The following is a 25,388-nucleotide window of genomic DNA, read 5'->3' as shown; positions in this document are numbered from 1 at the left end:
ACTGTCAGTCGGCGTATTTTCAGCTGACCCACCGCCATCGTAGGCAAGCCAGCTCCCACACTTAGTCCAGTGTCGTTCTCAGGCTATTCATCTGTGCCGATCACCCGCGAACGCGTCACCTGCGCGGGTGGGAAGTGGCAGGTAAACGTGCTGCCCTGCCCCAGCACGCTGCTGATTTCCAGGCGCGCGCGGTGGCGCAGCAGCACGTGTTTGACGATGGCCAGGCCGAGCCCGGTGCCGCCGGTGTTGGAGTTGCGGCTGGAATCGACGCGGTAGAAGCGCTCGGTCAGGCGCGGCAGGTGCTTGGCGTCGATGCCGATGCCGGAGTCCTGCACGCTCAGGTGTGCGCCGTGCTGGTCGGCCCACCAACGGATGCGGATATTGCCCTTGTCCTGGGTGTACTTCACGGCGTTGAACACCAGGTTAGAAAACGCGCTGCGCAACTCGCCCTCGCTGCCTTTGAGCAGCACCAGCGGGTCGGCTTCCAGGGTGATCTGCTGCCCGCGCTCGCCGGAAAGCGCCTGGGCGTCGTTCTTGATGGTCTGCAACAGGCTTTGCACCGCTACCGGATGGTTGTCTGACGGGTAATCGGTGGCCTCAAGCTTGGCCAGCAACAGCAGGTCGTTGAGCAGGGTTTGCATGCGCGAGCCTTGCTGCTGCATCTGCTGCAGGGCACGGCTCCAGCGCGGGTTGATCTCCTCGACGTTGTCCAGCAGCGTCTCCAGATAGCCGCAGATTACCGTCAACGGCGTGCGCAGCTCGTGGGAGACGTTGGCGACGAAGTCTTTGCGCATCTGTTCCAACTGGTGGATGCGCGTCACGTCGCGCACCAGCATCAGGTGCTCATTGTTGCCGTAGCGAGTCAGGTACAGCTGGATGCGCACGCGGTCGTTGGTGGGCGAGGGGATTTCCAGGGCTTCTTCGTAGTTCTCCTGTTCGAAGTACTCCTTGAAGCGCGGGTGACGCACCAGGTTGGTCACCGGCTGGCCGCTGTCCTGGGGCGTCTTAAGGCCCAGCAGGGTTTCGGCCGCGCGGTTCCACCATTCCAGGTTGCCGTCGCTGTCGAGCATGATCACCGCGTCTTTGAGCGCGGCGGTGGATTCCTGCACCCGGTCGATCACCGCCTGCAGGCGCCCACGCACGCGTTGGTCGCGGCGTTGCAGGTGGTAGATGCTGTCGAACACCTCGCCCCACAGGCCGTAGCCGTCGGGAGGTGCTTCTTCGGGTTTGTGCTGGCGCAGCCATTCATGCAGACGCAGCAGCTGTTTGAGGGTCCAGCCCAGGTACAGGCCGATACCCACAGCCAGGCTCCAGCCGTAATAGCCGCTGACCAGGCCTACCACCAGGCAGCCGGTGATCAACAGCAGCATGTGGCGGATCAGGGTGCCATGCCAGTTCTGGTTCACTTAAACGTGCGTCCTTGTCAGCTGTTAGGAGCAGTTCTGGTTCACTTAAACGTGCGTCCTTGTCAGCTGTTAAGGAAAGGGAGGGCTGGCTCAGCCTTTGGTGGAAAAGCGGTAGCCGGTGCCGCGCACGGTTTGTACCAGATTCTCGTAGGCATCGCCCAAGGCTTTGCGCAGGCGGCGGATATGCACATCCACGGTGCGCTCTTCCACATACACGTTGCCGCCCCACACTTGGTCCAACAGTTGGCCACGGGTGTAGGCGCGTTCCTGGTGAGTCATAAAAAACTGCAGCAGGCGGTATTCGGTCGGGCCCATCTCGGCCGGTTTGCCGTCGATGGTCACACGGTGGCTGATCGGGTCCAGAATCAGGCCGTCGACTTCGATCGGCGCTTCGCCATCAGTCGGTCCGGCACGGCGCAGTACGGCTTTGAGGCGCGCGACCAGTTCCCGTGGGGAAAAAGGCTTGGTGATGTAGTCATCAGCGCCGACTTCCAGGCCCTGGATCTTGTTGTCCTCTTCGCCCTTGGCGGTGAGCATGATGATCGGGATGTCCCCAGTCAGCTCGTCACGCTTGAGGCGCCGGGCCAGCTCGATGCCAGAGGTGCCGGGCAGCATCCAGTCCAGCAGGATCAGGTCCGGCTTGCGGTCGACGATAATGGCATGGGCCTGCTGGGAGTTCTCCGCCTCCAGGCAGTCGTAGCCGGCCATTTCCAACGCAACGGCGATCATCTCGCGGATGGGCGCTTCGTCGTCAACAATCAGAATGCTCCTGCCAACCATGCTCAAAATCCTCTTGTCATTTAACTGTCTTGCGCCGCATTAGATAACGGAATTATTGCAGTCGTGTGACAGTAATTTAGTCGCTTGGGCAATTATTGGCACTCTGGACTACCCTTTGGGTCCGAATCCTGACAACCACAAAAGGAAGGTTCCGATGACTCAAAGTACTTTCTCCTGGAAAGCCCTGCTGGTAACGGCCGCGTTGACGCTGCCGACACTGGTATTTGCGGCTGAGCCAGGGATGACCAAAGACGGGATGTTGGTGGACCACAATGGCATGACGCTCTACACCTTTGCCAAGGACGCCGATGGCAAATCTATGTGCAACGACAAGTGCGCCACCAACTGGCCGCCGCTGATGGCTGAATCCACCGACACTCCCATGGGCAAGTGGACCGTGATTACCCGTGACGATGAAAAGAGCCAGTGGGCCTACAGCGGCAAGCCGCTCTACACCTTCGTTATGGACAAGAAGGCCGGTGACATGACCGGCGACGGCAAAATGGACGGAGCCTGGAAGGTCGCCAAGCCCTGATCGCTTAGCGGCTAGCAGCCTCGCCACAGGATCAACGAAACCCATAATCCGCCACAATCCCTACAAAAATCGCCAACCCCGCCCAGTGGTTATGCAAAAACGCCTTGAAGCATTTCATGCGGTCCTTGTCCCGTGTGTACCAGAACTCCCAGGCAAAACAGCCTGCCGCCGCCAGCAACCCGAGGTGGAACCAGCCGCCGAGCTCGAACCGCATGCCTGCCAGCAACAGGCAGACCAGCGATAAACCTTGCAGGGTAAGAATGATCACGCGGTCGGCATCGCCGAACAGGATCGCCGTGGACTTCACGCCGATCTTCAGGTCATCGTCGCGGTCCGTCATCGCGTAATAAGTGTCATAGCCCACCGTCCACAACAAATTGGCGATGTACAGCAGCCATGCCGTGGCAGGCAGGTGGCCGGTCTCGGCGGTGAACGCCATCGGCATGCCCCACGAAAACGCCGCGCCCAGCACCACTTGTGGGTAATAGGTGTAGCGCTTCATGAACGGGTAGCTCGCCGCCAGCGCCAGGCCGCCCAACGACAGCAGGATGGTCGTGGCGTTGGTCAGCAGCACCAGCAGGAAGCTGATGCCCATCAGCACCGCAAAAAACACCAGCGCTTCTTTGGAACTGATCTTGCCGCTGACCAGCGGGCGTTGCTCGGTGCGCTTCACATGGCCGTCGACCTTGCGGTCAGCCCAGTCATTGATCACACAGCCGCCGGCGCGGGTCAGCACCACGCCCAGGACGAAAATCACGATGTTGATAAGAGAAGGCGAGCCTTTACCGGCGATCCACAGCGCCCACAGTGTTGGCCACAGCAGCAGGTAGATGCCGATGGGCTTGTCCATGCGGGTCAACTGAATGAAATCCCAGGCCCTGGGGTTCAGGTGGTTCAGGGACTTGAGCAGACGTTGATACATCAGCAGTTCTCCGGATGGTCATGCAGTGCATGCCAAAAGCTCGGCAGGAAGATTTCCGCCACCAGCACGCTCAGCGGCCCGCGATCAAAGCGCGAGCGGCGCCCCCACAGGCCGTCGGCCTGGTCCGCGGGCGGCAGCCATTGCCTTGGGTAGTGGCACACCTCGATGGCCTGGCGGGTGAAGGCGTGGTCGCAGAACAGCAACTCGCCCAGCGAACGGCTGCCCAGCTCGTCCATGTGCAAGCCGTCGCCCTGCAAGGCACTGCGTGCCGCCACGCTGCGGGCGAACACCCACGGCTGGCCGTGCCCGCGCAAATACACCTCGCGCACCCATCCGATGCTAGCAGGGGCCAAGCCCAGCGCTGCGCATTCATCCTCGCGCAACGGCTGCCAGCCTTCGAACAACGGCGTCACGCTGAAACCGTCGTTGGACAGCCACGTGAGCCGGCGTGTCAGCGAGCCTTCGTCGAACAGCCAATTGAGTGCCAAGGGCGCGGGCAATGGGCTCAGAAGGCTCTGGGTCAGCCATTGGCAAGCATCGGGCGGGGCGATTGAGTGCGGCACGGTGAGTCAGTATTGGCAGCAAAAGAGGCGGCGAGCTTACCATGGCGTCCTGAGCTTTTGCCGTGCTGAACCGGCCGTTTGCGCCGAACATGCTTGCATCTGCCGGCCCCGATCAGTACAAAACGCCCTGAGCCGCACGGCAACGTTGGTCTATCGACCGTCGGCCAAGATGCCTGGACCCTGAGGAAGTAAGTAATGAAGAAGTGGCAATGTGTAGTGTGCGGCCTGATCTACGACGAAAAAGACGGCTGGCCGGATGACGGTATCGCTCCGGGCACCCTGTGGCAGGACGTCCCGGAAGACTGGCTGTGCCCGGACTGCGGCGTGGGCAAAATGGATTTCGAAATGATCGAAATCGGTTAATCATCGATTTAAGAAACGTACTACAAGGAGAAAGGAATGAACGCACCTGTCGTGATCATCGGCACAGGGTTGGCCGGTTACAACGTGGCCCGGGAGTTTCGCAAGCTCGACAGCGAGACCCCGTTGCTGCTGATCACCGCGGATGACGGGCGCTCCTACTCCAAGCCCATGCTCTCCACCGGCTTTGGCAAGAACAAGGAAGCCGATGGCTTGAGCATGGCTGAACCGGGCGCCATGGCCGAGCAACTCAAGGCCGAGGTGCGCACCCACACGCGCATCAGCGGCATCGACCCGGGCCACAAACGCCTGTGGATCGGCGAGGAAGCCGTGGCCTACCGCGACCTGATCCTGGCCTGGGGCGCAGAAACCGTGCGTGTCCCGGTCGAAGGCGACGCGGCTGAGCTGATTTTCCCGATCAACGACCTCGAAGACTACGCGCGCTTTCGTGCCGCCGCCGCCGGCAAACGCCGCGTGCTGCTGCTCGGCGCCGGTCTTATCGGCTGTGAATTCGCCAACGACCTGATCCTCGGTGGCTATGAAATCGACTTGGTGGCCCCGTGCGAGCAAGTCATGCCGACCCTGCTGCACCCGGCAGCGGCCGCAGCCGTGCAAGCCGGGCTGGAAGGCCTCGGCGCGCGTTTCCACCTGGGCCCGGTGCTCAACCGCCTGCAGCGCACGGCTGATGGCCTGGAAGCGCACCTGTCGGACGGTGAAGTGATCCACTGCGACCTGGTCGTCTCGGCCATCGGCCTGCGCCCGCGCGTGGACCTCGCCGCCGCCGCCGGCCTGCAGATCAACCGTGGGATCATGGTGGACCGTCACCTCAAGACCTCCCACGCCAACATCTACGCCCTCGGCGACTGCGCCGAGGTCGATGGCCTGAACCTGCTGTACGTGATGCCGCTGATGAGCTGCGCCCGCGCCCTGGCCCAAACCCTGGCAGGCAACGCCACGGCGGTGAGCTACGGACCGATGCCGATCACTGTGAAAACCCCGATCTGCCCACTGGTGGTTTCCCCGCCGCCACGCGGTACCGAAGGCGTGTGGAGCGTCGAAGGGCAGGGCGCCGACATCAAGGCCTTGTGCCGCGACGCCAGCGGCCGCCTGCTCGGCTACGCGCTGACCGGCAGCGCCGTGATGGAAAAACTGGCTTTGAACAAAGAACTTCCGCCGTTACTGGCGTAAATACCGGTCGTTCTGTCGGAATCAGCACGTTCTTACCCGTAGAAAGGTCGCCTCGAGACTGGCGGAGCGTGCGAGGGCATGCCATCCTCACTCCCGTCTGCCGCAGAGTAGAGCCTGCGGCGCCTTGGGCGCTGCTCCATAAGAGAGCAGCACGGACATAACAACAAAAAACCGTCAAAGAGGCTTCACTTATGCGTAAACCAGAACTCGCAGCCGCCATCGCTGAAAAAGCAGACCTCACCAAAGAACAGGCCAACCGCGTCCTCAACGCCGTTCTCGAAGAAATCACCGGCGCCCTGCACCGCAAGGACAGCGTCACCCTGGTGGGCTTCGGCACCTTCCTGCAACGCCACCGCGGCGCCCGCACCGGCAAAAACCCGCAGACCGGTGAGCCGGTGAAGATCAAGGCGAGCAACACCGTTGCGTTTAAGCCGGGCAAGTCGCTTAAAGACAGCGTCAACCCGTAAGAGCGGTACCGTCTGAAGGGAGGCGGGATGGGGAAAAAATGGGCACGCCGACTGGGTCGGGTGCCCATTTTTTGTGGGGGCTGATTGGCGCTTTTAACCAGTGCCTTTCACGCTTGGTTTTTATAGGGGGTGAATGATCGCTCAGCGTTATAGAAACCTAGCCCTTTGTCGCCTTTGAATTTTCTTTCGATCATAGCGTCAGCCAGCTCTTGAGAAATCAATAGGTCTCCCGAATCACATTCGCGTGCGATTGCGCGCATTCCTGTGGGCAGGAATATTTTGTCCGGCTTTGTAAATCGAACCCTGCCAATTTGAGCAGAGGATGATTTTTTGTACTGGCATGTTTGTCGCTCAGTATGTGGTGGTCCTGATATCCCTGTTTTTTCAGGCGACCAATACGTCGATTTATAGATGACGTACAACTCCAACCCAATGGGTCAATCCAACCGTATGGGTTTGCTGCATAAAGATAAAGATTGATCCCACCTGCCAACCCAATCGGATCCGGCGTCGTAAACCGCCCGACATCCGGATCATAAAACCTGAACGTATTGAAATGCAGCCCCGTCTCCCGGTCCAGGTACTGCCCCTGAAACCGTAGGTTCTGCTCCTCAATGTAATAAGGCTCGCGCACTTCCTCCAGCGTGTTGCCCCACACCCGATAAGTCGCCTGCCAAACGCTGTGCCCGTCGGTTTCGGTCAGCTGCTCCGGCAAGCCGTTCAGGTCGTTGTGGTAGTAACGAATTTTTTGCAGCGGCCCGGCACCGTCGACGCGGGCCAGGGGTTGGTAGCCTTCATCTTCATAGACGTAAAGGCTGGTCTGACTGTGTTTATGCTCCTGCAATAACCGCAGTCCATCCCACATGAACCGGGTTTCGCCCAATGGATAACCATCACTGCCATGCTCGGCTTTTTCAATCCGCCGTCCCAGCGGGTCGTAGACCATCCTGACCACGCTGCCGTTTTCATTGCGCACTTCAACCAACCGGTTTTCCGCGTCATACGCAAACCGCTGCACACCGCGCTTGGCGCTTCGCTTCTCGATCATCCGTCCAAACGCATCGTAGCGATAACGCTTGTCCTGATACGTCAGCAGCTTGTTATGCACCACCAACCCGGCGCCTGCCTGCGGGCCGTCGAGCAGGTTGGCGGCGGCTCGTAGGCGAAGGTTTCGCGCTGGCCGTGCAGGCTGTCTTGGCTTGCGATGATGCGGCCGGTGGAGTCGTAGTGCAGCAACTGGCGATGTTGCGCAGCGGGTTGCTGGTCGAGTTTGCCGATCAGGTTGTCGGCGGGGTCGTATTCGAACTGCTTTTGCGTCGCGGCGGGCATCAACGAGGGCTGGCTGTTAAGGCGGCGTTGGCGAGAGCGCAGGCGGCCGCTGCGGTCGTATTCGCTGCGGGTGCTGAGTTGGCCTTGGGTGCGCAGCACTTCGCGGTGCAGACGGTCGCGCTCGAAGTCGCTGATAACCTGGCCGTCGAGGTTGATCTGGTGCAGGTGGCCGCTGCCGTAGTACAGGCGGTTGAGCCAGCGGCCGTCCGGCAGTTGGGTCTGGATCAGGTTGCCGAGTTCGTCGTAGTGGTGTTGCAGGTTGCCGCCAGCACTCTGTTCGGCAAGCAACTGGCCGACAGCGTCGTAGGCGAAAGCCAAGGCTTGGGCGTTGCCCTGCAAGTCGGTGAAGGTGACGGCTTTGAGCTGATCGACTGCATCGTAGCTGTAGTCGGTGCGGCCATCGTCGGTGGTTTTGGCGACCAGTCGGCCGACTGCATCGCGTTCCAGTCGGTGGACGATAGGCGCCGGTGGCGTCTCGGGCATCACCGCCAGGCCATTGCCGTAAGGCGCTGGAACGGCCGTCACCGCCGTGATGTTGTCGAGCAAGTCGTAGTCGTAGCGCTTGGCGCTGCCATCGAGGTCTTGCTGCTCAGTCAGCCGATCCCCGGCGTCCCACGCAAACCGATAGCTTTCACCGTTCTCATTGACCAGCGCTTGCAGTCGCCCGTAGCTGTCGTAGCCGAACTGCACCTGCCGACCATGGGCGTCGGTGCGCTGGCGTACCTGGCCTCGCCGGTTGTGTTGATAGAGTGTGGTATGCCCGGCGGGATCGGTGTAGCCCACCAACTGCCCACTGGCATCGCGCTGGTATTGCTCGGTGCGGCCATCCGGTAATTGGCTGCTGAGCAAACGCCCCTGGGCGTCATAGCTGAACTGCGTGCGTTCACCCAGGGCATCGGTGATGACCTGCAAATAGCCCCGCTCGTCGTAGCTGAAACGCGTCGGGTAGCCCGAGCAGTCGATATGCTCGACCAACTGCCCAAACGGGTTCCAGCGCAGTTTTTTGCTTTTGCCAGTGGCGTCGATGATTTCTACTGGCTGGCCGTGCGCGTCATAGCGGTAACGGGTGATATAGCCCAGCGGATCGGTCTCGGCGACGCAGTTACCGCGCGGGTCATAGCGATACTGCCAGCTGTTGTCGGCAGCGTCGGTTTCCACCAGCGGCAGCGCCCAGTGTTCCAGCCACAAGGTGGAATCGCTGCGCCCCAGCGGGTCGGTCTCGCCGATCAGGTTGCCGCTCTCGTCGTAGCTGTAGGCATAACGCCCGCCCTGCGGATCGGTGGCGCTGAGTAATTGGCGCTCATCGTTCCATTCGAACAGCCAGGTTTGGCCGAGGTTGTCGCTGTACTGAGTGATCTGGTGCTGAGTGTTCCAGTGGCGGATGCTGACGCGCTGCAAGCCATCGGTGATGCGTGTGGTGCCGGCTTGCAGGTCATAGTCGAATTGGTAGGTGTCGCCTTCATCGGTCCAGTGCCGCACCACGCGCCATTCCAGGCCCTCAATCAACGCCCAGTCATAGAAGCAGCGCAATCCTGTCGGCAGCTGGTGCTCGACCATACGGCGCCCGGAATCATAGGAAAAACGCCGTTGTACTTGGCCGGTTGCGTCGCGTACCTGCGCCAGGTTGCCCGCAGCATCATAGCCATAGCTGACCAGCACTTCACGGCGTTGATCCGGGTACAAGCGTTCGATGTGGGTCAGATGGCCTTGATCACGGATCAGCTCAACCTGCACCAGATCAAACGTATCGCGCAGACGAACCAGGCATCCGGCATCGTCGTAGTCGAGATGGATGCGGTTGTCATTGCGATCACCGAGCTGGCTCAGGCGCAATCGCGACGGGTTTGCTGGTGCAGGCTCAAACAGGCGGTAAACGCCGTCATCGCTTTCGATCAGCAACTGCCCATTGAGGTGTCGCCGCACCGCCAGCCCTTCACCGGCGCTGAACACTGCGGCGCCCAAGGCAATCGAGCCCATGTCGATAGGCCGGCCCTGTTCATCGGTGTAGACAAGCGTATCGCCGCCTTCGGGGTGGGGCAGTACGTCGACGCACACTTCGTAGGGCACGCTCCACCCGGCGCCAAACAAGCTGCCTTGGCGTTCGTCGCGGCTGTTGTAGAAGCGTTGCCAGTCAATTGGGAAGATGCCGGGCAGCACGAAATCCAGTTCCTCGACATCGCCGAGTATCTTCGCGCCCGTCGCAGCATGTACCGGGTTCGACGAACCCATCGCGGCATTGGCCGCAGCCCCCATGGCACTGCTGATGGCCATTGAGGTGGCACCGCTGACCAACATGCACGGAAGCTTGCTGAAAAATTTTCCCTTGCCACCCTTGAGCATCAACAACGCCGTGACCGCCAACCCAACACCCGGCGTTTTGCCGCTGCGAATCTCACGCACCACCACCGAGCCGCCGCCGATGGTCACGTTGGAGGAAATCAGCCCCGACGACACCACTGTTGCATCGCACGTACTGCGGTCACCGCTGCGCACCGCCGGTTGGCCATTGACCGTGACCTTTTCCGAACCTTCTGCGAGAAACTGCGGCGGCATCGGCGGGTGCTTCATGCACACGACCAGGTCCAGCGGTTTAGGCACGGCGCCCGGCGCGGGCGTCGCGACGGTGGGGCGCCACATTTGCGAGAAGAAACCCTCGGCCATATCCAGGTAACTGGGTTCCGGTTCAGGCTTAGGCGCTTCCAGCTCGGTGCCAGCCGGCGTGACATGGGAGCTGATCGCCCCGGCGGCACGGGCGGCGGGGATGTTGTTGGTGAGCGTATTGGTGGAACCGGTGAGAATGTTCGCTTGCACCGTGGGCGGAAACAGGGCGTTGCTGAAGCCGTCGCATATCTTGGTCAGCCCTTTGTCCGCTCCGCTCTTGCTCATGGCGAGGCCGACAATCGTGCCAACCACCGCGCCCAGTAGGAAGCAGCCGAGGCCGCCGGTGGCCACGGTAATGCCGGTGGCCGCGACCACGGCAGCCGTTGCCACGGCAGTGATCGCAATATTGGCCGCCACTTCCAGCACACCACCGAGGATGTCCGCCATCATCGAAGTGTGGGAAAGCGCATCGCCCATCCGGGCCGCCCATAACGCGTCAGACATGTAGGCAGCTCATCAAGAAATAGCGTCGAACGACAGCGAGTTCTTAATCATCGCCCAATGCCCCGCCTCAGCATCCCCAAGCTTGTCCGCCTTCACATAACTCAAGGCGAGCATCTTGCGCGTACCTGGCAACACCAGGGCCAACTGGTACTGGAACACTTTGTCGTTGCCCTTGTTGAACTGGCTGCGCAGCTCAATCCCTTCCACCTCTTGGGCGGCGCCCAAACGCACGGTAACGCTCGGCTGGCAGCGTAAATCCTGCACCTGTTTTTCCAGGCGCTTGAGCTGGTCGTCGAAGTTGCTGTGCAGGGTTTCGCCTTCGCTGAGGAAGCTACGGCTGATGATCAAGGACGTGCCAAGTTCGGGGAACTTTAGGATATTGATCGACGCGTCCTGCAGCTCGCCCTCAGGCAGTTGAAACTGGAATTCGTTGATTCGGTACGTCATGGCAAGCAGGTCTCGTCAGGAGCTTTTAGGCGTGGGGAATGCGGCTTTGATGTTGGCGTCGATGCTGGTTTTCATGCCCTGGCCATCGGGCGTTGCGCCGGGGCCGCCGCCGTTGTTCAGGTGCAGGACGCCGCCGGTATTGAATTCGGCATCGCCGCTGGCGTGGAAGCTGATATTGACGCCGCTCAGGTTGATCTGCCCGCTGGCGTTCAACTCCAGAATGCTTTTACCGCAGACCAGGCGCAGGTTTTCGCCCACTTCAATCACGTAGCTCTGGCTGACGCTGTCGGTTTTCCTCTGGCCCACAGAAAGGATGTCTTCGTGCTTGACGATGCGCACACGGTTATTCCCAATCGTCACCGTCTCGTTATGCCCAATACTCTTATTGCGGTCATGCCCGACGGAGTGGCTTTCATCCACCTCCACCACGATGTCCTGATTCCTCTCGGCATGGATATACAACTGCTCCAGCCCCTTCTTGTCCTCCATGCGGATTTCATTGAAGTTGGCCGGCGTACCGCCCTTGCTCGAACGGCTTTTCATCCCGCTCTGGGTGGCGTTTTCCGGCAGGTCGTAGGGCACGGTCTGCTCGGCGTTGTACACCCGGCCGGTGATGATCGGCCGGTCGGGATCGCCCTCAAGGAAGCTCACAATCACTTCCTGGCCGATACGCGGAATCTGCATCGAGCCCCAGTTCTTCCCGGCCCAGGATTGCGACACGCGAATCCAGCACGAGCTGTTTTCGTTGGATTGGTCGTGGCGGTCCCAATAGAAGTGCACCTTCACGCGGCCATACTGGTCGGTCCAGATTTCTTCGCCTTTGGGGCCGACCACCAAGGCGGTTTGCGGGCCTTTGACGATGGGCCGGTGTGTATTCGCCAGCGGGCGGAAGCTTTGCTGGGCGTCGATGCAGGTCAGGCTGCTTTCGAACTGCGCCGAGCCCGAGCCGCCGCCACTTTCCAGGCTTTCCTGAACGATGTAGTAGCGACAGCCGACGATCAGGTATTCGCGGTTCTGGTCCTGGCGGCTGAAGCCGGTAAGGCTGAACAAGTGGCCGGAGCCGAGGCCACGGGCGTTGCCGCTGAACTCGATCTGCTCATGCAGGGTTTGCAGGGCTTCGATGCGGGTGCGTGCGTAGTGTTCGCCGTCTTCACTTTGAACATACGTGCCGGGGTAGTCGTACAGCGGGTAGTCGCCGGCGGTGTGCGGGCGCGGCATTGCCGAGCGTACGTCGATACTGGCGCTGGGGCGTTGGAAGTCGTAGTCATTGAGCTCCAGCGAGCCCGGCTGTACTTCGTGCGCCAGGTGCCAGTTGTGCATATGGTCGCGTTCGCGCTGCTGCTCGTCCTTGGGGTAGTACGGAATCGACGCGTAGCCCGGCACCGTGGTGTGGGCGCCGTAGGCGTCGGCCAGCACCAGCACATGGCGGTCCTGTTCATGGCGGAAGAAGTAGTAGATGCCTTCCTGTTCCATCAAGCGGCTGACGAAATCGAAGCTGGTTTCGCGGTACTGCACGCAGTATTCCCACTCGCGGTACGGCCGGCTCAGGGCGTCTTCGAAATCGGAAAAGCCCAGGTCGCGGAACACTTGCTTGATGATCTGCGGGATGCTCAGGTTCTGGAAAATCCGGCAGTCCGAGGTGCGGCTGAGCAACCAGAACCACGGCCTCAAGGTCACCTGGTAACTGGCGAACTGGCCCTGGTCGATGTTCTGACTGCACCGCGCGACGATGCCGTGGAAGTGCCGCTCGCTACCGTCCGCCAACTGCACGCCGACGCTCATCGGCTTGCCGAGCAACTGGTTGAGGTCGATGTTGGCGTCCAGCGAGGTCAGTTGCAGCTCATAGTTGAACAACCTGCCCAGCTCTTCACCGCCGCCCATTTCATTGAGCAACAGCACATCCGGCCCCAGAGGGCTGGTGATCTTGGCCAGGCGTGAGGCTTGGTTGAATAGCATCGGGCGTCTCGTAAATGACTTAATAACTGAAGAAACCGAATCCAAATGTGGGAGCTGGCTTGCCTGCGATGGCGGTGGATCAATCAACATCAATACTGAATGTCAGATCATAATGTCAGATCGCTATCGCAGGCAAGCCAGCTCCCACATTGACCGTATTCCAACAGTCGTTATTCGGCGTCGCTGAAGTCGTAGTGCAATTCATTATCCCGGCTGCTGATACGCACACCCGCCAGCGCCTTACCTTCGAGCATGCGCGTGAGGAACTCACGGCTCATGTCTGGCAGCAGGCTGTTGGTGAGGATGGTGTCGATCATGCGCCCGCCGCTTTCGGTTTCGGTGCAGCGCGAGACGATCAAATCGACCACCGCGTCGTCGTAGTCGAAGGCAACTTTGTGCGTAGTTTCCACGCGCTTTTTGATGCGGTTGAGCTGCAGGCGGGTAATCGCTTTGAGCATCTCATCGCTGAGCGGGTAGTAAGGAATCGTGACCAAACGGCCGAGCAGCGCCGGTGGGAAAATCTCCAGCAGTGGTTGGCGCAGTGCCTTGGCGATTTCTTCCGGCTCAGGGATATTCGCCGGGTCTTTGCAGACCTGGGAAATCAGCTCAGTACCGGCGTTGGTGGTCAGCAGGATCAGGGTGTTTTTGAAGTCGATCACCCGGCCTTCGCCGTCCTCCATCACGCCCTTATCGAATACTTGGAAGAAGATTTCATGCACGTCCGGGTGGGCTTTTTCCACCTCGTCCAGCAGCACCACGCTGTAGGGTTTGCGCCGTACCGCTTCGGTCAGCACGCCGCCTTCGCCGTAGCCGATATAGCCCGGTGGCGCGCCCTTGAGGGTCGACACGGTGTGGGCTTCCTGGAACTCGCTCATGTTGATGGTGATCACGTTCTGCTCACCGCCGTACATGGCCTCGGCCAGCGCCAGCGCGGTTTCGGTCTTGCCCACACCCGATGTGCCGGCCAGCATGAACACGCCAATCGGCTTGCTCGGGTTGTCGAGCCCGGCGCGGGAGGTCTGAATACGCTTGGCGATCATCTGCAGGGCATGGTCCTGGCCGATGATGCGTTTTTTCAGGTGCTGGTCGAGGTTGAGCACCGTCTCCAGTTCGTTGCGCGCCATGCGGCCCACTGGGATGCCGGTCCAGTCGGCGACCACCGAGGCCACCGCCTGGTAATCCACGGTCGGCAGGATCAGCGGGGTTTCGCCTTGCAAGGTGGTGAGGCGTTCTTGCAGGTCGACCAGTTGCGCGCGCAATTCGTCGCTCTCGTTGCTACCCGCATCGCTGTCCACAACACCGGCTTTCTCGCGCAAGGTCGCGCGGGTGGCGAGCAGCTCGTCTACCAGTGTTTTTTCTTCGGCCCAACGGCTTTCCAGGGTTGCCAGGCGTTCACGCTCGGCACTCAGCAAAGCTTCGCTATTGGTCTGGCGTGCGCCGATGGCGATGCCGATGGCATGCTCGCGGGCGATGATTTGCAGTTCGGTTTCCAGCGCTTCGATGCGACGGCGGCTGTCGTCCACTTCGGCCGGCACTGCGTGCAGGCTGATGGCGACGCGGGCGCAGGCGGTGTCCAGCAGGCTCACGGATTTATCCGGCAGCTGGCGCGCAGGAATGTATCGGTGCGACAGCTTCACCGAGGCTTCCAGGGCTTCATCGAGGATCTGCACTTGATGGTGTTTTTCCATGGTCGACGCCACGCCTCGCATCATCAACAGCGCCTTGTCTTCCGACGGCTCCGCCACCTGCACGACTTGGAAGCGGCGGGTCAGGGCCGGGTCTTTTTCGATGTGTTTTTTGTACTCGGCCCACGTCGTGGCAGCCACGGTGCGCAACGTACCGCGCGCCAAGGCTGGCTTGAGCAGGTTGGCCGCATCGCCCGTCCCGGCGGCGCCACCGGCACCCACCAGCGTGTGGGCTTCGTCGATAAACAGGATGATCGGCTTGGGCGAGGCTTGGACGTCTTCAATGACCTGACGCAGGCGCTGCTCAAACTCGCCTTTCATGCTGGCGCCAGCTTGCAGCAGGCCCACGTCGAGGCTGCGCAGCTCCACGTCTTTGAGCGCGGGCGGCACGTCGCCGGCGACGATGCGCAGGGCGAAACCTTCAACCACGGCAGTCTTGCCCACACCGGCTTCACCGGTGAGGATCGGGTTGTTCTGACGACGACGCATGAGGATATCCACCAGTTGGCGAATTTCTTCATCACGGCCGACGATGGGGTCGAGTTTGCCGCTGCGCGCCTGTTCGGTCAGGTCAACGGTAAAGCGCTTGAGCGCTTCCTGCTTGCCCATCGCGCTCGGCGCCATCGCGCCGCTGGCTTCGCCGGGCACGGCACCGGCGTTGAAGCCGTCACTGGCACTCAACGCATTCTCGGGCGAGTCGCCGACGTATTCGTCAAAGCGTTCGCTCAGGGCTTCGGCCTTGATCTTGTCGAATTCGGCAGACAAACCCAGCAACGCATGGCGCAGGCTCGGGGTCTTCAGAATGCCCAACACCAGGTAGCCTGTGCGCACCTGGCTTTCGCCAAACATCAGGCTGCCGTAGACCCAGCCGCGCTCCACGGCTTCTTCCACATGGGACGACAGGTCGGTGATCGACGTCGAACCACGCGGCAGGCGGTCCAGGGCCTCGGTCAAGTCACGGGCCAGGCGCGCCGGCTCCACGTTGAACTGGCGAATGATGCGGTGCAGGTCCGAGTCCTGCAGTTGCAGCAATTGGTGAAACCAGTGGGCCAGTTCCACGTACGGGTTGCCCCGCAACTTGCAGAACACGGTGGCGGCTTCGATGGCCTTGTAGGCCACGCTGTTGAGTTTGCCGAACAGTGCAGCGCGACTGATTTCACCCATGCTCTGGATTCCTTGAGGTGGTGGCGTGGTCGGCGTAATGCCGAGCCAGGATTAGGTCGTTGGCGTCATGCTCGGGTTGGCCGAGCCAGGTGTTGAAGCCCAGGCGGAACTGGCCATTGAGCTGCAGCGCCGGTACTTCGGGTTGTTGCAAAACCAGGTTCAAGTCCCAGTCCAATTCATGGCCCAGGTACTCGGCCACCCACGCCACCAGCTCGTTGAACGGCTGGCTGCCGGGCAGCATGCCCATGTAGTCATCCAGCTTGAGCGGGCCTAAGCGGATGCGGAATTTATGCTGGCGATCCCACACGTGGCTGCCCAGGCAAAAGTCCACGCCCAGTTGGTTGGCGCTGACACTCACGCGGCTGCGCTCGGGCAACTCCAGCCATTGGCCGACGTATTCTTCGATTTCCACCGGCAGGCCGAAGTACTCGCCGAGAATCGCCTTCAGGCCGTCCGGGTAACGGGTTTGCGCCGACAGGTGGCCGCTGTAATGCAGCTTCGCCGTGTCGGGAATCAGCCCCTGGTTGAGCAGGCTCGGCATGCCCCGGCCGCTCAGGGCGGCGAGGCGCGCCGACCAATAATCGTCATCCGGGCGATCGTGGCTGACCGTCGGCCGCGCTTCGGCCCAGGCCCGGTAAAAAAGGCTGAGCAGGCGGTGGTGGAACACATCCAAAAACTGTTTGCTGGTGCTGTCGGCGTTGTTGCGCTGACGCTCGCGCACGTACTCGGTGATGTGCAGCGGCAACGGGCCGTTGGGGCCGCCTAGGCCGAAGAAGAACTGCTCCAGCCGCGCGGGTTTGCCGTCGCTGCCGGGGTCGACCGAGGCCAGCGTGGCCGGGGCGAAGGTGCAATCCGCCTGTTGCCCCAGGCGCAGCGGGTCATCTGCCAGGCGCAGGGAATGGCCCAGGCGCGGCAGCTGCGGCGCTTCGCACTCGATACGGCGCAGCGCCTGGAAGAAATCGTATTCCCAGGGCTGCTGATGCATCGCATCCAGTGTGTTCACAGGGTCGGACGACGCCCGGGCTTGGCTTTCCATCGCATGATCTCGCCGCGTTCGGTGGTACGGATCACCGTCTCGGTAAAACTGTTGATCGACACGTAGCGTGCCAGGAAGCGCTCCAGCACCGCACCGAGCAGAAACACGCCGGTGCCGCGAAACGCGTTTTCATCGAATTCCAGGGTGATTTCCAGGCCACGGCCAAACACAATCGGGCCGGGCATCGGCAGGCGACGGGTCACGGCTTTACTGCTGACTTCGCGCAGGCCTTCGATTTGCAATTGCAGCGCCGCGTCGTTGCTGTCGCCATACAGGCGCAACAGTTCGCGCAAGGCGCCGGCGCCCTGGCCTTGTTCGCTCAGCGACAGGTAGTTGAGCGACAACTGGCTGATCAGGCGCCAAGCCTTGGCATCGTGGGCGTGGCTGGCGCGCGGGCGGCTCGGCCCGGCGACGCAGCGCACCGACAACACCGGCGCGCTGTCGGCCAAGGTGAAGTCGGTCTTGCCGCTGCCTACGCTCATGAACAGCGGCAAATCGCGGTTGGTGCACAGCGCCGTCACGCCGAGTTGGCGCAGGTCGTGGCGGTACGGCGCTTGCTGGCTGTCGACCAGGCTGACAAAGGTTTCGCTGCCCACATAAGTGGAGCGCGGGCCATTGCGGCGCTGGTCGCTGGACAACACGCGGGGCTCGCGGCGCAGCGTGTAGTAAGCCTGATCGCGCCCATAGCGTGACGGGTCGCGCACCGCATAGAACGGCAGGAACGGCTGCTCCGGCCCGGTGCCATGGCCGGCGATGCCGCTTAGCGAGTGAATCTCAAAATCCATCGGCCGTGTGCGGTCGGCGATCACATGGTGTTCGTTGACGCGGTCGGACAAATGAATACGGTCCACGCGTTTGGGGAACAGGTTGATCGCCGGGGTGCAGAACGGCATGAACTGCGCCGCGCCGACACTGCCTTCCAGGCTCGGCTCGTGGCGGTCGAACAGCACGATTAGCTCCAGCTCCTGGCCGTCGCAACGTTTGACTGCGCGGCTCAGCTCGGCAAATTCGACGAACAGGAAACGGTGGGGCAGGGCGAAGTATTCCTGCAACAGCCGATAGCCCTGGAACGCGCGGGCCACCACCGGCATAGCCGCGTCGGCGTCGTCAAAGCCCTTGGAACGCAGGGCGTCTTGCGGCAGGCGCTCGACCCAATCACCGCCGGGCTTGCGCGCAAACACCGCGCAGGCATTGCCCAGCAGTTGTTCGTAGAGGCGGAACGGCTGTTCATCCGCGCCGCTGAGGTACAGCGGCAGGCTGTCGAGGTTGAGGCTGTTGAACGGCAATTCGGCGCCGGTGCGCAGGGTCAGGCGCAAGCCGGCCTTGGCTTTCGGCTCGCTGGCGGCCAGGCGGCCGAGCACGGCGGCGGGGTTGCCGAAGTACTCGGCGCCGCTGACCTGCAACGGCCACAACGTCACCGGGTGTGCGGTGCGGTACTCGCAGCAGGTCTGGGTTTCGCGGCCCAGCGCGGCACGCAAGACGGTGTCGCGCGGCAGCGGAAAGCCGCTGGCCAGGGAGCCTTCGTCGGGGTCGGTCTGCAATTGCACCACGGTCATCGATGGCGTGGGCGCCAGGTAGTGCGGGTAAGCGATTTCCAGCAGGTTGTGGGTGAAGGTCGGGTACTCGGCGTCGAGCTTGAGTTGCACGCGGGCGGTGAGGTAGGCAAAACCTTCGAGCAGGCGTTCGACGTACGGGTCGGCGCAGTCCATACCGGACAAGGTCAGCCGACTGGCGATCTTCGGGTATTCCTTGGCGAACTCGGCGGCGCTTTCGCGCACGTGGTGCAGTTCCTGGTTGTACAGCTCCAGCAGGCGTGGGTTCATGGGCGCCTCCGCTGGTCGGCATTCACTACGCGCACATGGCCGGATTCCAGGTCGAGGTCGGTTTGCAGCAACAGGCGCAGCGGCACCGGCTGCGCCCACAGGTCGCCTTCGATCTCGAAACTCAGGGCGTTGTGGTTCATCTCGCCATGGCCGACGCGGGCTTTGACGCGCAGGGTGTGGCGCAAAATACGCGGCTCAAACGTGGCGATCGCCTGGTAAATCAGGGCTTCCAGGGCCTTGATGTCGACACTGGAGACGCTGTTGCCCGCGAGTGCCGGTAGGCCGTAATTGACCACCGAAGTACCGGCCGGGGTGTGCAGCGTGGCATCGGCATCCAGCAACGACGTGGTGTTGAGCAGCCACGCCAGGTCGCGCAGAACCGAGGCTTTCAATTGGGTCAGGGACAGCACGCGTTTGTCGGCGCTTTCCTTGGGATTGGTCGGGTCGTCGTCAGTCAACCGGTCCAGCAGGGACGGTTGCAGACGGTCGCGGGAAGCGATTTCAGTTACCACCAAAGCAGCTCCACGGACGGGTTGTGAGAGGGACGGTTTTTGCGCGGGGCATATGCCTGTGGCCGTGGCGGGGAGCCACGGCCGCCAGGGCTATCAGCGCTTGGTGTTGGAACGGATGTTCCAGCCAAACTTGATCGCGCCGCCGTCTTTGGTGCCGTCTGCTTTCTGCGGCTGGTAGTCGACCATCACTTGGGCGAAGTTCAGGGTGACGTTTTCAGTCAGGCGATCATCAGTGCCCGAGCCGCCGGTGCTCAGGGACGTGACCAGTACTTCTTCCAGGTTAATTATCATGTACTCGACCTGGCTTTCGCCCCCGGCCTTGCGCACGGTCAGCTTGACCTTGTCGATGTGCTTACCGCTGGCGCAGTGCATCATCAGGTTCGGCGAGGCTTTGTCGACGTACTTGGTCAGCGACAGGTCCTGGATATTCACCTTGCCTGCGCCGCCGCCACCGCCAACATGCATGTTGCCGGACTGGGCCATGCCCCAGCTCCAGTTCAGCACGTCGATTTCGTCCTTGTGGGCTTTGTCCATGGACTCGCCCTTGATGTCGCCGATCTTGATGAAAATATCAACAGCCATGTTTTCTCCCTGTGTGGTCTCAGCCACAGAATTTATTAACGCTGATCGTTCCCACGCTCTGCGTGGTAACGCATCCTGTGACGCTCGCGTCACTGGACGCGCGTCACTGGGACGCGGAGCGCCCCGGGCGGCATTCCCACGCAGAGCGTGGGAACGAGCGAGTTACGCGCTTTTCGCCGAAGGCAGCTTCGATACCAGGCGCAGCGACACGGTCAGCCCTTCGAGCTGATAGTGCGGGCGCAGGTAGAACTTGGAGTTGTAGTAACCCGGGTTGCCTTCGACGTCTTCCACGATCACTTCAGCGGCAGCCAACGGGTGCTGGGCCTTGGTGGTTTCGGTGGAGTGCGCCGGGTCGCCGTCGACGTAGTTGAGGATCCAGTCCTGCAACCAGCGCTGCATCTCGTCCTTCTCTTTGAAGGAACCGATCTTGTCGCGCACGATGCACTTCAAGTAGTGGGCGAAACGGCAGGTGGCGAACAGGTACGGCAGGCGCGCGGCCAGGTTGGCGTTGGCGGTGGCGTCCGGGTCGTCGTATTCGGCCGGTTTCTGCAACGACTGGGCGCCGATGAAAGCAGCGAAGTCAGTGTTTTTCTTGTGCAGCAGCGGCATGAAACCGTTCTTCGCCAGTTCCGCTTCGCGGCGGTCACTGATGGCGATTTCGGTCGGGCACTTCATGTCCACGCCACCGTCATCGGTCGGGAACGTATGGGCGGGCAGGTTTTCCACTTCACCGCCGGACTCCACGCCACGGATGCGCGAGCACCAGCCGTAGTGTTTGAACGAACGGTTGATGTTCACCGCCATCGCGTACGCGGCGTTGGCCCAGGTGTATTTGGAGCTGTCGGCGCCGTCGGTGTTTTCTTCGAAGGCGAAGGCTTCCACCGGGTCGGTCTTGGCGCCATACGGCAGGCGTGCCAGGAAGCGCGGCATGGTCAGGCCGATGTAGCGCGAGTCTTCCGATTCACGCAGCGAGCGCCAGCCGGCGTATTCCGGGGTGGTGAAGATCTTGGTCAGGTCGCGCGGGTTCGACAGTTCTTGCCACGAGCCCATGCCCATCACGGTCGGCGACGCCGCAGCGATGAACGGGGAGTGCATGGCGGCGCAGACTTTCGACAGCTCGCCCAGCAGTTCCACGTCGGGTGGCGACTGGTCGAAGTAGTAGTCGCCTACGAGGCAACCGTAAGGTTCACCGCCGAACTGGCCGTATTCTTCTTCGTACATCTTCTTGAAGATCGGGCTCTGGTCCCACGCGGTGCCCTTGAATTTCTTCAGGGTCTTGTGCAGTTCGGGCTTTGCGATGTTGAGCACGCGAATCTTCAGCTGCTCATCGCTCTCGGTGTTGTTGACCAGGTAGTGCAGGCCACGCCAGGCGCTTTCCAGCTGTTGGAAATCCTGGTGATGGATGATCTGGTTGACCTGGGCGGTGAGCTTGGCGTCGATGGCGGCGATGATCGATTCAATCGACTTGATCGCGTCATTGGACACCAGGTCCGTCTGTGCCAAAGCCTGTTCGGCCAGGGTGCGCACAGCGGTTTCAACGGCTTCGCGGGCACGCTCGGTCTTGGGTTTGAATTCTTGCAGCAACAGCGATGCGAACTCGCTGGTTTCCTCGGTTGCGCCCAGGTTCTGAGCGCCTTCGCGGGCGGTATTCTCGGTCATGATTATTGATCCCCAGCAGGCTTCGGCGCGCTCGCAAGGGCCTGCAGCAGTGCCGGGTCCTTGATCGCTTTCATGATGATTTCTTCAGCGCCGGTCTTGCCGTCCATGTAGGTCAGCAGGTTGGCCAACTGGGTACGGGCTTCGAGCAGCTTGTTCAGCGAGTCGACCTTGCGCGCCACGGCGGCCGGGCTGAAGTCGTCCATGCTTTCGAAGGTGATGTCCAGGCTCAGGTTGCCTTCGCCGGTCAGCTCGTTCGGTACGTGGAACGCCACGCGCGGCTGCATGGCCTTGAGGCGCGAGTCGAAGTTGTCGACGTCCACTTCAAGGAACTTGCGGTCGGCCACGGGCGCGAGCGGTTCGGCAGGCTTGCCGGCGAGGTCGGCCATCACGCCCATCACGAAGGGCAGCTGGACCTTTTTCTCGGCGCCGTAAAGCTCGACGTCGTACTCGATCTGCACTCGAGGCGCGCGGTTGCGCGCGATGAATTTCTGAGAACTTTGCTTCGCCACGTTGCTGCTCCTGGTCGCTTGAGCGACGGTGTTGTTACTGCACAGCCGGGCGGCTTACTCGCCGTCCGGGCCACGCAGGTTTTCAAATTGGGACATGCCGTCGGGAATCAGATTGCGCACGATGGCTGCAAAGTCGGCATGCACCAGATTCTTCGCCCGGTTTAACAGCACCGGCAGCGGGCTCGAAGGCTCGTGCCGGGTGTAGTACGCAAGGATCTTGTCGAGGCTGCGCAGCACGTCATCGCGGTTGGCGATGTCGCCGGTCGGGCGTGGTGCTGCGGGGGCAGCGGCGTATTCAACCGAGGGGGCATTGTCGTCACTGACGGCCTCGGGCTCGCTGCTGGTGTCGCTGTTCGGTACGAATTGGTTGAGGACTTGCAGCGCCTGCTTGAGCGGTTGCTTCAACAGGCTGAGGTCCACGCCCTGGGCCGAACCGACCTGGTCGCTGACTTGTTGTTCGATGGCTTCGCAGGCGGCACGTGCGGCGCTCACGGCGTTGCGGGTGGCTTGCAGTTGTTCGGGGTCGCTGTCGAGGAACGCGGCGTTGAGTTGCTGGGAGCCGAGCTGTTCGTCGGGGAAACTCATCAAGCCGCTGGCGTTCAGCGCGGCGCGCAGGCTCACGGGGCCGAAGGTGCGCGAGCGCGTGAGGATGCTTTCGCGCAGCAGGCGAATGGTCGCGTCGCTGGTCAAGCCGGACAGGGCATTGATGCGTACGGTGGGGTCGTTATCGTCGTCGGCATCCAGGCGCGGGTGCAGGTCGGCCCAGTATTCGCGCAGCAGGGCGTTGATCAGCGTGAGGGCATCGGCCAGCCCGGCCACGCCTTGGAGAGCGAGGGAGCTTTGCAACAGGAAATGGGGATGGAGCCTGCGCTGCAACAAGTCGAGGCTTTGCTGCTGGATGCTGCGCCAATCCGGCGGTTCAGCGGGCAGGATAGAATCGCCCATGCTGCGCTCGGGTTGGCCCTTGGCGGCACGCTCCAGGTGGAGAAAGTCCGCGTCATATTCCATGTCTTCGCCACACGGCGAAGTCGCGGAAACGGCGGTGAGCAGCAACGGCACATCCACTGAAATTGATCTCCCTATCAGCCCGTTAAATGGCGGGCAATGCATGCACTAGTTGCACGATGAACTAGGCATGTTTTCTTGGACATACTGGAACTTTGAATTCGAGTTGATTTCAAAGTGCCATCATTGGTATTCAAGAAGTTGTGCATTTTTGGTGTAGTAGTTAGGCCTTGTCAAGGTAAGCTATTCGCCCTCTGTGACAGATGTGCGGTGTTTAACAACCTGCGCGACTGGTGAGTCGAGTGGTGCACCAGAATAGGATTTTTGTCATGGAGCCCAGTTAAGATCAGCGATCATGCTGGCATTAGCAGGCTGTGAGGGTCGATTTCACGACCTAGTGGGGTCTCTGGGGAACCGTCGCCCCGGGAATCGACTGCGCGCGAAGTATCAGCAAGGAGGCAAGATGTCGCTGTGTTTGACTATTACTAGTTATCACAAGATTACCCCTGGGCAGTGCCCCGAAAAGTCCATGAACCAGGGCTCGATGGCTATCGGCCGCAGCTCGGATAATGACTGGGTATTGCCTGATCCAGAGCGCCTGGTTTCCTCGCAACACTGCGTTATTCAATACAAAGATGGCCGTTATTATTTAACCGATAACAGCACCAACGGCGTTGAGCTGGTTAATGCCGGTGTCCGTCTGCGCAGGGGCAACAGCGAGCCGCTGCAAGATGGTGAGCTGATCCGCATCGGCGATTACGAAATCCAGGCGCGCATCGACTTCAACGTGCAAGCCGTCGACAGCCAAGCATTTGCCGGTGATTCGCCGAACAGTTTTGAAGCGCTGATGGGCGCTGTCGCCAGTACGCCGGTAGCCACACCGGTGATCGCGCCGCAGTTCCAAGGCGCCTCGTCGATGGACACGCTGCCGGACCTGTTCGACTTCCTCAGCCCCACCGCCGTGCCACCACCGACCGTGGCGGACCACGTGCCTTCCGAGCAACACGACTTCCGCCCGCCGACGCCGGTTGCCGTGCCGGTGGTTGAGAGGCCGTTGATTGAGAGACCGGTGGTATCCGGTTCGGTGATTCCCGAAGACTGGGATCTGTTTGGCGACACGCCGGCACCGGTCGTCAGTGCACCGCCCCGCCGCCCCGCCACCTGTGGTCGAGCCCGCGCTCCCCGTGGCCGACAGCCAACAGCCCGACCTCCTGCAAGCCTTCCTGCGCGGCGCTGGCCTCGACCAATTGCGCCTCGACAAAGCCGACGCTTGCGCACAGATGGAAAGCATCGGCCGCAGCTATCGGCTGATGGTCGAAGGCCTGATCGACGTGTTGCGTGCCCGCGCCAGCCTCAAGGGCGAATTCCGCATGCAGCAGACGATGATCCAGCCAGCCGAAAACAATCCGTTGAAATTCGCACCGAATGCCGACGAAGCCTTACTGCTGCTGCTTCGTCATGGAAACCAAGCGTTTATGGCGCCGGACATCGCCGTGCGCGACAGTTTCGATGACCTGCGGGCCCACCAGTTGGCGGTGATGGCCGGTGTGGAAGCGGCGATCAAACACCTGCTCGCGCGTTTTGAACCGGCGCAGTTGGAGGAGCGCATGGGCAAGCCCGCCGGGCTGTCGAGCCTTTTCAACGGCTCACGCCAGGCCCAGTACTGGCAGCAGTTCACCGAGCTCTACAGCAATATTTCCCGCGAGGCCCAGGAAGATTTCCAGGACCTGTTCGGCCGCGAATTCAGCCGAGCCTACGAAGAGCACAGCGCACGACAGCGTCGTTAACGCGGGGTGCGGTAATGGATAAAACGGATAGCTAAGTACGTCATTGAGGACGCAGGATGATTCCCAGGTTTTTACTCGCAGCTGCTACGGCGCTGCTGCTGACGGCGTGTGCCAAGGATGCCGCTAAGCCCGAGGCGGCCGCCGAAGCTGAGGCCGACACCGCCGCCATCGAGCTGCATTTTCACGCGATTTCCGGGCTCAACCCTGGCGCCAACGGCCAGGCCGCGCCGGTTCGCGTGCGCATCTTCGAACTGAAAAACGCCGCCACCTTCAGTCGCTCCGACTACTTTGCGCTGGCTGATCGTGCGCAATCCACCCTCGGCCTAGACCTGCTGGACCAGGACGAAGTGATGGTGCAACCCGGCCAGCAACTGAGCATCCAGCGCGACCTCGACCCGTCCACACGCCAGATCGGCTTGCTGGTGGGCTATCGCGAGTTGGACCGCGCGCAATGGCGCACGGTGCTCACCGTGCCGGCGCGCCAATACACCGAATACCAGATCAGCCTCGATGTACGCGCGGTGCGCGCCGACGTCGTGGTTCCCCCATCCAGCCCTGCCCAATAACA

The 25,388-nt window shown here is 61.5% G+C and carries 19 protein-coding genes and 2 pseudogenes; 6 read left to right on the top strand and 15 right to left on the bottom strand.

Annotated elements, in window-relative coordinates:
* Window positions 1–83: 83 nt before the first annotated feature.
* The gene (gene phoR / locus GJU48_RS24340) at window positions 84–1,370 is read right to left on the bottom strand and encodes a phosphate regulon sensor histidine kinase PhoR (RefSeq protein WP_242156154.1); all 1,287 of its coding nucleotides are present in this window, start codon (window positions 1,368–1,370) and stop codon (window positions 84–86) included.
* Between the two features lie 126 nt (window positions 1,371–1,496).
* Window positions 1,497–2,186 carry a phosphate regulon transcriptional regulator PhoB gene (gene phoB, locus GJU48_RS24335; RefSeq protein WP_003195617.1) on the bottom strand — a complete coding sequence of 230 codons (690 nt, stop codon included), beginning with the start codon at window positions 2,184–2,186 and terminating at the stop codon, window positions 1,497–1,499.
* A gap of 154 nt (window positions 2,187–2,340) precedes the next feature.
* Here phoB and GJU48_RS24330 point away from each other — a divergent pair, with 154 nt between their 5' ends.
* On the top strand, window positions 2,341–2,721 hold the full coding sequence (locus tag GJU48_RS24330) for a COG4315 family predicted lipoprotein (RefSeq protein ID WP_094948983.1): 381 nt from the start codon (window positions 2,341–2,343) through the stop codon (window positions 2,719–2,721).
* 31 nt (window positions 2,722–2,752) lie between these two features.
* On the opposite strand, the gene ubiA is transcribed toward GJU48_RS24330, so the two are convergent.
* Window positions 2,753–3,643, bottom strand: coding sequence for a 4-hydroxybenzoate octaprenyltransferase (ubiA, locus tag GJU48_RS24325; RefSeq protein ID WP_094948982.1), 891 nt, complete (start codon window positions 3,641–3,643; stop codon window positions 2,753–2,755).
* Complete coding sequence (locus GJU48_RS24320; RefSeq protein ID WP_094948981.1) at window positions 3,643–4,206, bottom strand: chorismate--pyruvate lyase family protein; 564 nt, start codon at window positions 4,204–4,206, stop codon at window positions 3,643–3,645. The genes ubiA and GJU48_RS24320 overlap by 1 nt, the downstream gene beginning before the upstream one ends.
* 195 nt (window positions 4,207–4,401) lie before the next feature.
* Here GJU48_RS24320 and GJU48_RS24315 point away from each other — a divergent pair, with 195 nt between their 5' ends.
* The 3 genes from GJU48_RS24315 (at window position 4,402) to GJU48_RS24305 (ending at window position 6,221) form a co-directional block, all read left to right on the top strand.
* Entirely contained in the window at window positions 4,402–4,569 is a 168-nt protein-coding gene (locus GJU48_RS24315; protein ID WP_003213373.1) for a rubredoxin, read from the top strand.
* Between the two features lie 36 nt (window positions 4,570–4,605).
* Window positions 4,606–5,754, top strand: a complete 1,149-nt coding sequence (locus GJU48_RS24310; RefSeq protein WP_058421114.1) for an NAD(P)/FAD-dependent oxidoreductase — start codon at window positions 4,606–4,608, stop codon at window positions 5,752–5,754.
* A gap of 191 nt (window positions 5,755–5,945) precedes the next feature.
* Window positions 5,946–6,221, top strand: a complete 276-nt coding sequence (locus GJU48_RS24305; protein WP_003213368.1) for an HU family DNA-binding protein — start codon at window positions 5,946–5,948, stop codon at window positions 6,219–6,221.
* Window positions 6,222–6,621: 400 nt separating this feature from the next.
* Here the strand turns inward: GJU48_RS24305 and GJU48_RS24300 are convergent.
* The 11 genes and pseudogenes from GJU48_RS24300 to tssA all read right to left on the bottom strand — a co-directional run.
* Window positions 6,622–10,655, bottom strand: a pseudogene (locus GJU48_RS24300) (RHS repeat-associated core domain-containing protein); the annotation flags it as partial.
* Window positions 10,656–10,667: 12 nt separating this feature from the next.
* Window positions 10,668–11,102 (bottom strand): DcrB-related protein, encoded by a 435-nt coding sequence (locus GJU48_RS24295; protein ID WP_094953197.1) that lies wholly within the window; start codon window positions 11,100–11,102, stop codon window positions 10,668–10,670.
* A gap of 15 nt (window positions 11,103–11,117) precedes the next feature.
* A complete protein-coding gene (locus tag GJU48_RS24290; protein ID WP_094953196.1) occupies window positions 11,118–13,058 on the bottom strand; it encodes a type VI secretion system Vgr family protein in 1,941 nt (646 codons plus the stop codon).
* Window positions 13,059–13,228: 170 nt separating this feature from the next.
* A complete protein-coding gene (gene tssH / locus GJU48_RS24285) occupies window positions 13,229–15,907 on the bottom strand; it encodes a type VI secretion system ATPase TssH (protein WP_094953195.1) in 2,679 nt (892 codons plus the stop codon).
* A complete protein-coding gene (gene tssG / locus GJU48_RS24280) occupies window positions 15,900–16,943 on the bottom strand; it encodes a type VI secretion system baseplate subunit TssG (protein WP_094953193.1) in 1,044 nt (347 codons plus the stop codon). Before tssG ends, tssH begins: the two co-directional genes overlap by 8 nt.
* Window positions 16,907–18,766 (bottom strand): type VI secretion system baseplate subunit TssF, encoded by a 1,860-nt coding sequence (gene tssF, locus GJU48_RS24275; RefSeq protein WP_094953191.1) that lies wholly within the window; start codon window positions 18,764–18,766, stop codon window positions 16,907–16,909. Before tssF ends, tssG begins: the two co-directional genes overlap by 37 nt.
* Window positions 18,763–19,278: a type VI secretion system baseplate subunit TssE gene (gene tssE, locus GJU48_RS24270; protein WP_005792513.1), complete on the bottom strand. Its 516-nt coding sequence runs from the start codon at window positions 19,276–19,278 to the stop codon at window positions 18,763–18,765. Before tssE ends, tssF begins: the two co-directional genes overlap by 4 nt.
* 93 nt (window positions 19,279–19,371) lie before the next feature.
* On the bottom strand, window positions 19,372–19,860 hold the full coding sequence (locus GJU48_RS24265) for an Hcp family type VI secretion system effector (protein WP_078739799.1): 489 nt from the start codon (window positions 19,858–19,860) through the stop codon (window positions 19,372–19,374).
* Between the two features lie 162 nt (window positions 19,861–20,022).
* On the bottom strand, window positions 20,023–21,519 hold the full coding sequence (tssC, locus tag GJU48_RS24260) for a type VI secretion system contractile sheath large subunit (RefSeq protein ID WP_094953189.1): 1,497 nt from the start codon (window positions 21,517–21,519) through the stop codon (window positions 20,023–20,025).
* Between the two features lie 2 nt (window positions 21,520–21,521).
* Entirely contained in the window at window positions 21,522–22,028 is a 507-nt protein-coding gene (gene tssB / locus GJU48_RS24255) for a type VI secretion system contractile sheath small subunit (protein WP_010168268.1), read from the bottom strand.
* A 54-nt stretch (window positions 22,029–22,082) separates the two neighbouring features.
* Entirely contained in the window at window positions 22,083–23,093 is a 1,011-nt protein-coding gene (tssA, locus tag GJU48_RS24250; protein WP_155296087.1) for a type VI secretion system protein TssA, read from the bottom strand.
* Between the two features lie 403 nt (window positions 23,094–23,496).
* On the opposite strand from tssA, the pseudogene tagH reads away from it, so the two are divergent.
* Window positions 23,497–24,820, top strand: a pseudogene (gene tagH / locus GJU48_RS24245) (type VI secretion system-associated FHA domain protein TagH).
* Between the two features lie 56 nt (window positions 24,821–24,876).
* Entirely contained in the window at window positions 24,877–25,386 is a 510-nt protein-coding gene (gene tssJ / locus GJU48_RS24240) for a type VI secretion system lipoprotein TssJ (RefSeq protein WP_094948686.1), read from the top strand.
* The last annotated feature ends 2 nt before the right edge of the window (window positions 25,387–25,388 follow it).

Origin of the sequence: Pseudomonas sp. IB20 (assembly GCF_009707325.1) — a bacterium.
In the GTDB taxonomy this organism is placed as follows: Bacteria; Pseudomonadota; Gammaproteobacteria; order Pseudomonadales; family Pseudomonadaceae; genus Aquipseudomonas.
Note: the sequence above shows the minus strand (reverse complement) of the source record. Positions and strands in the feature narration are given on the sequence as shown.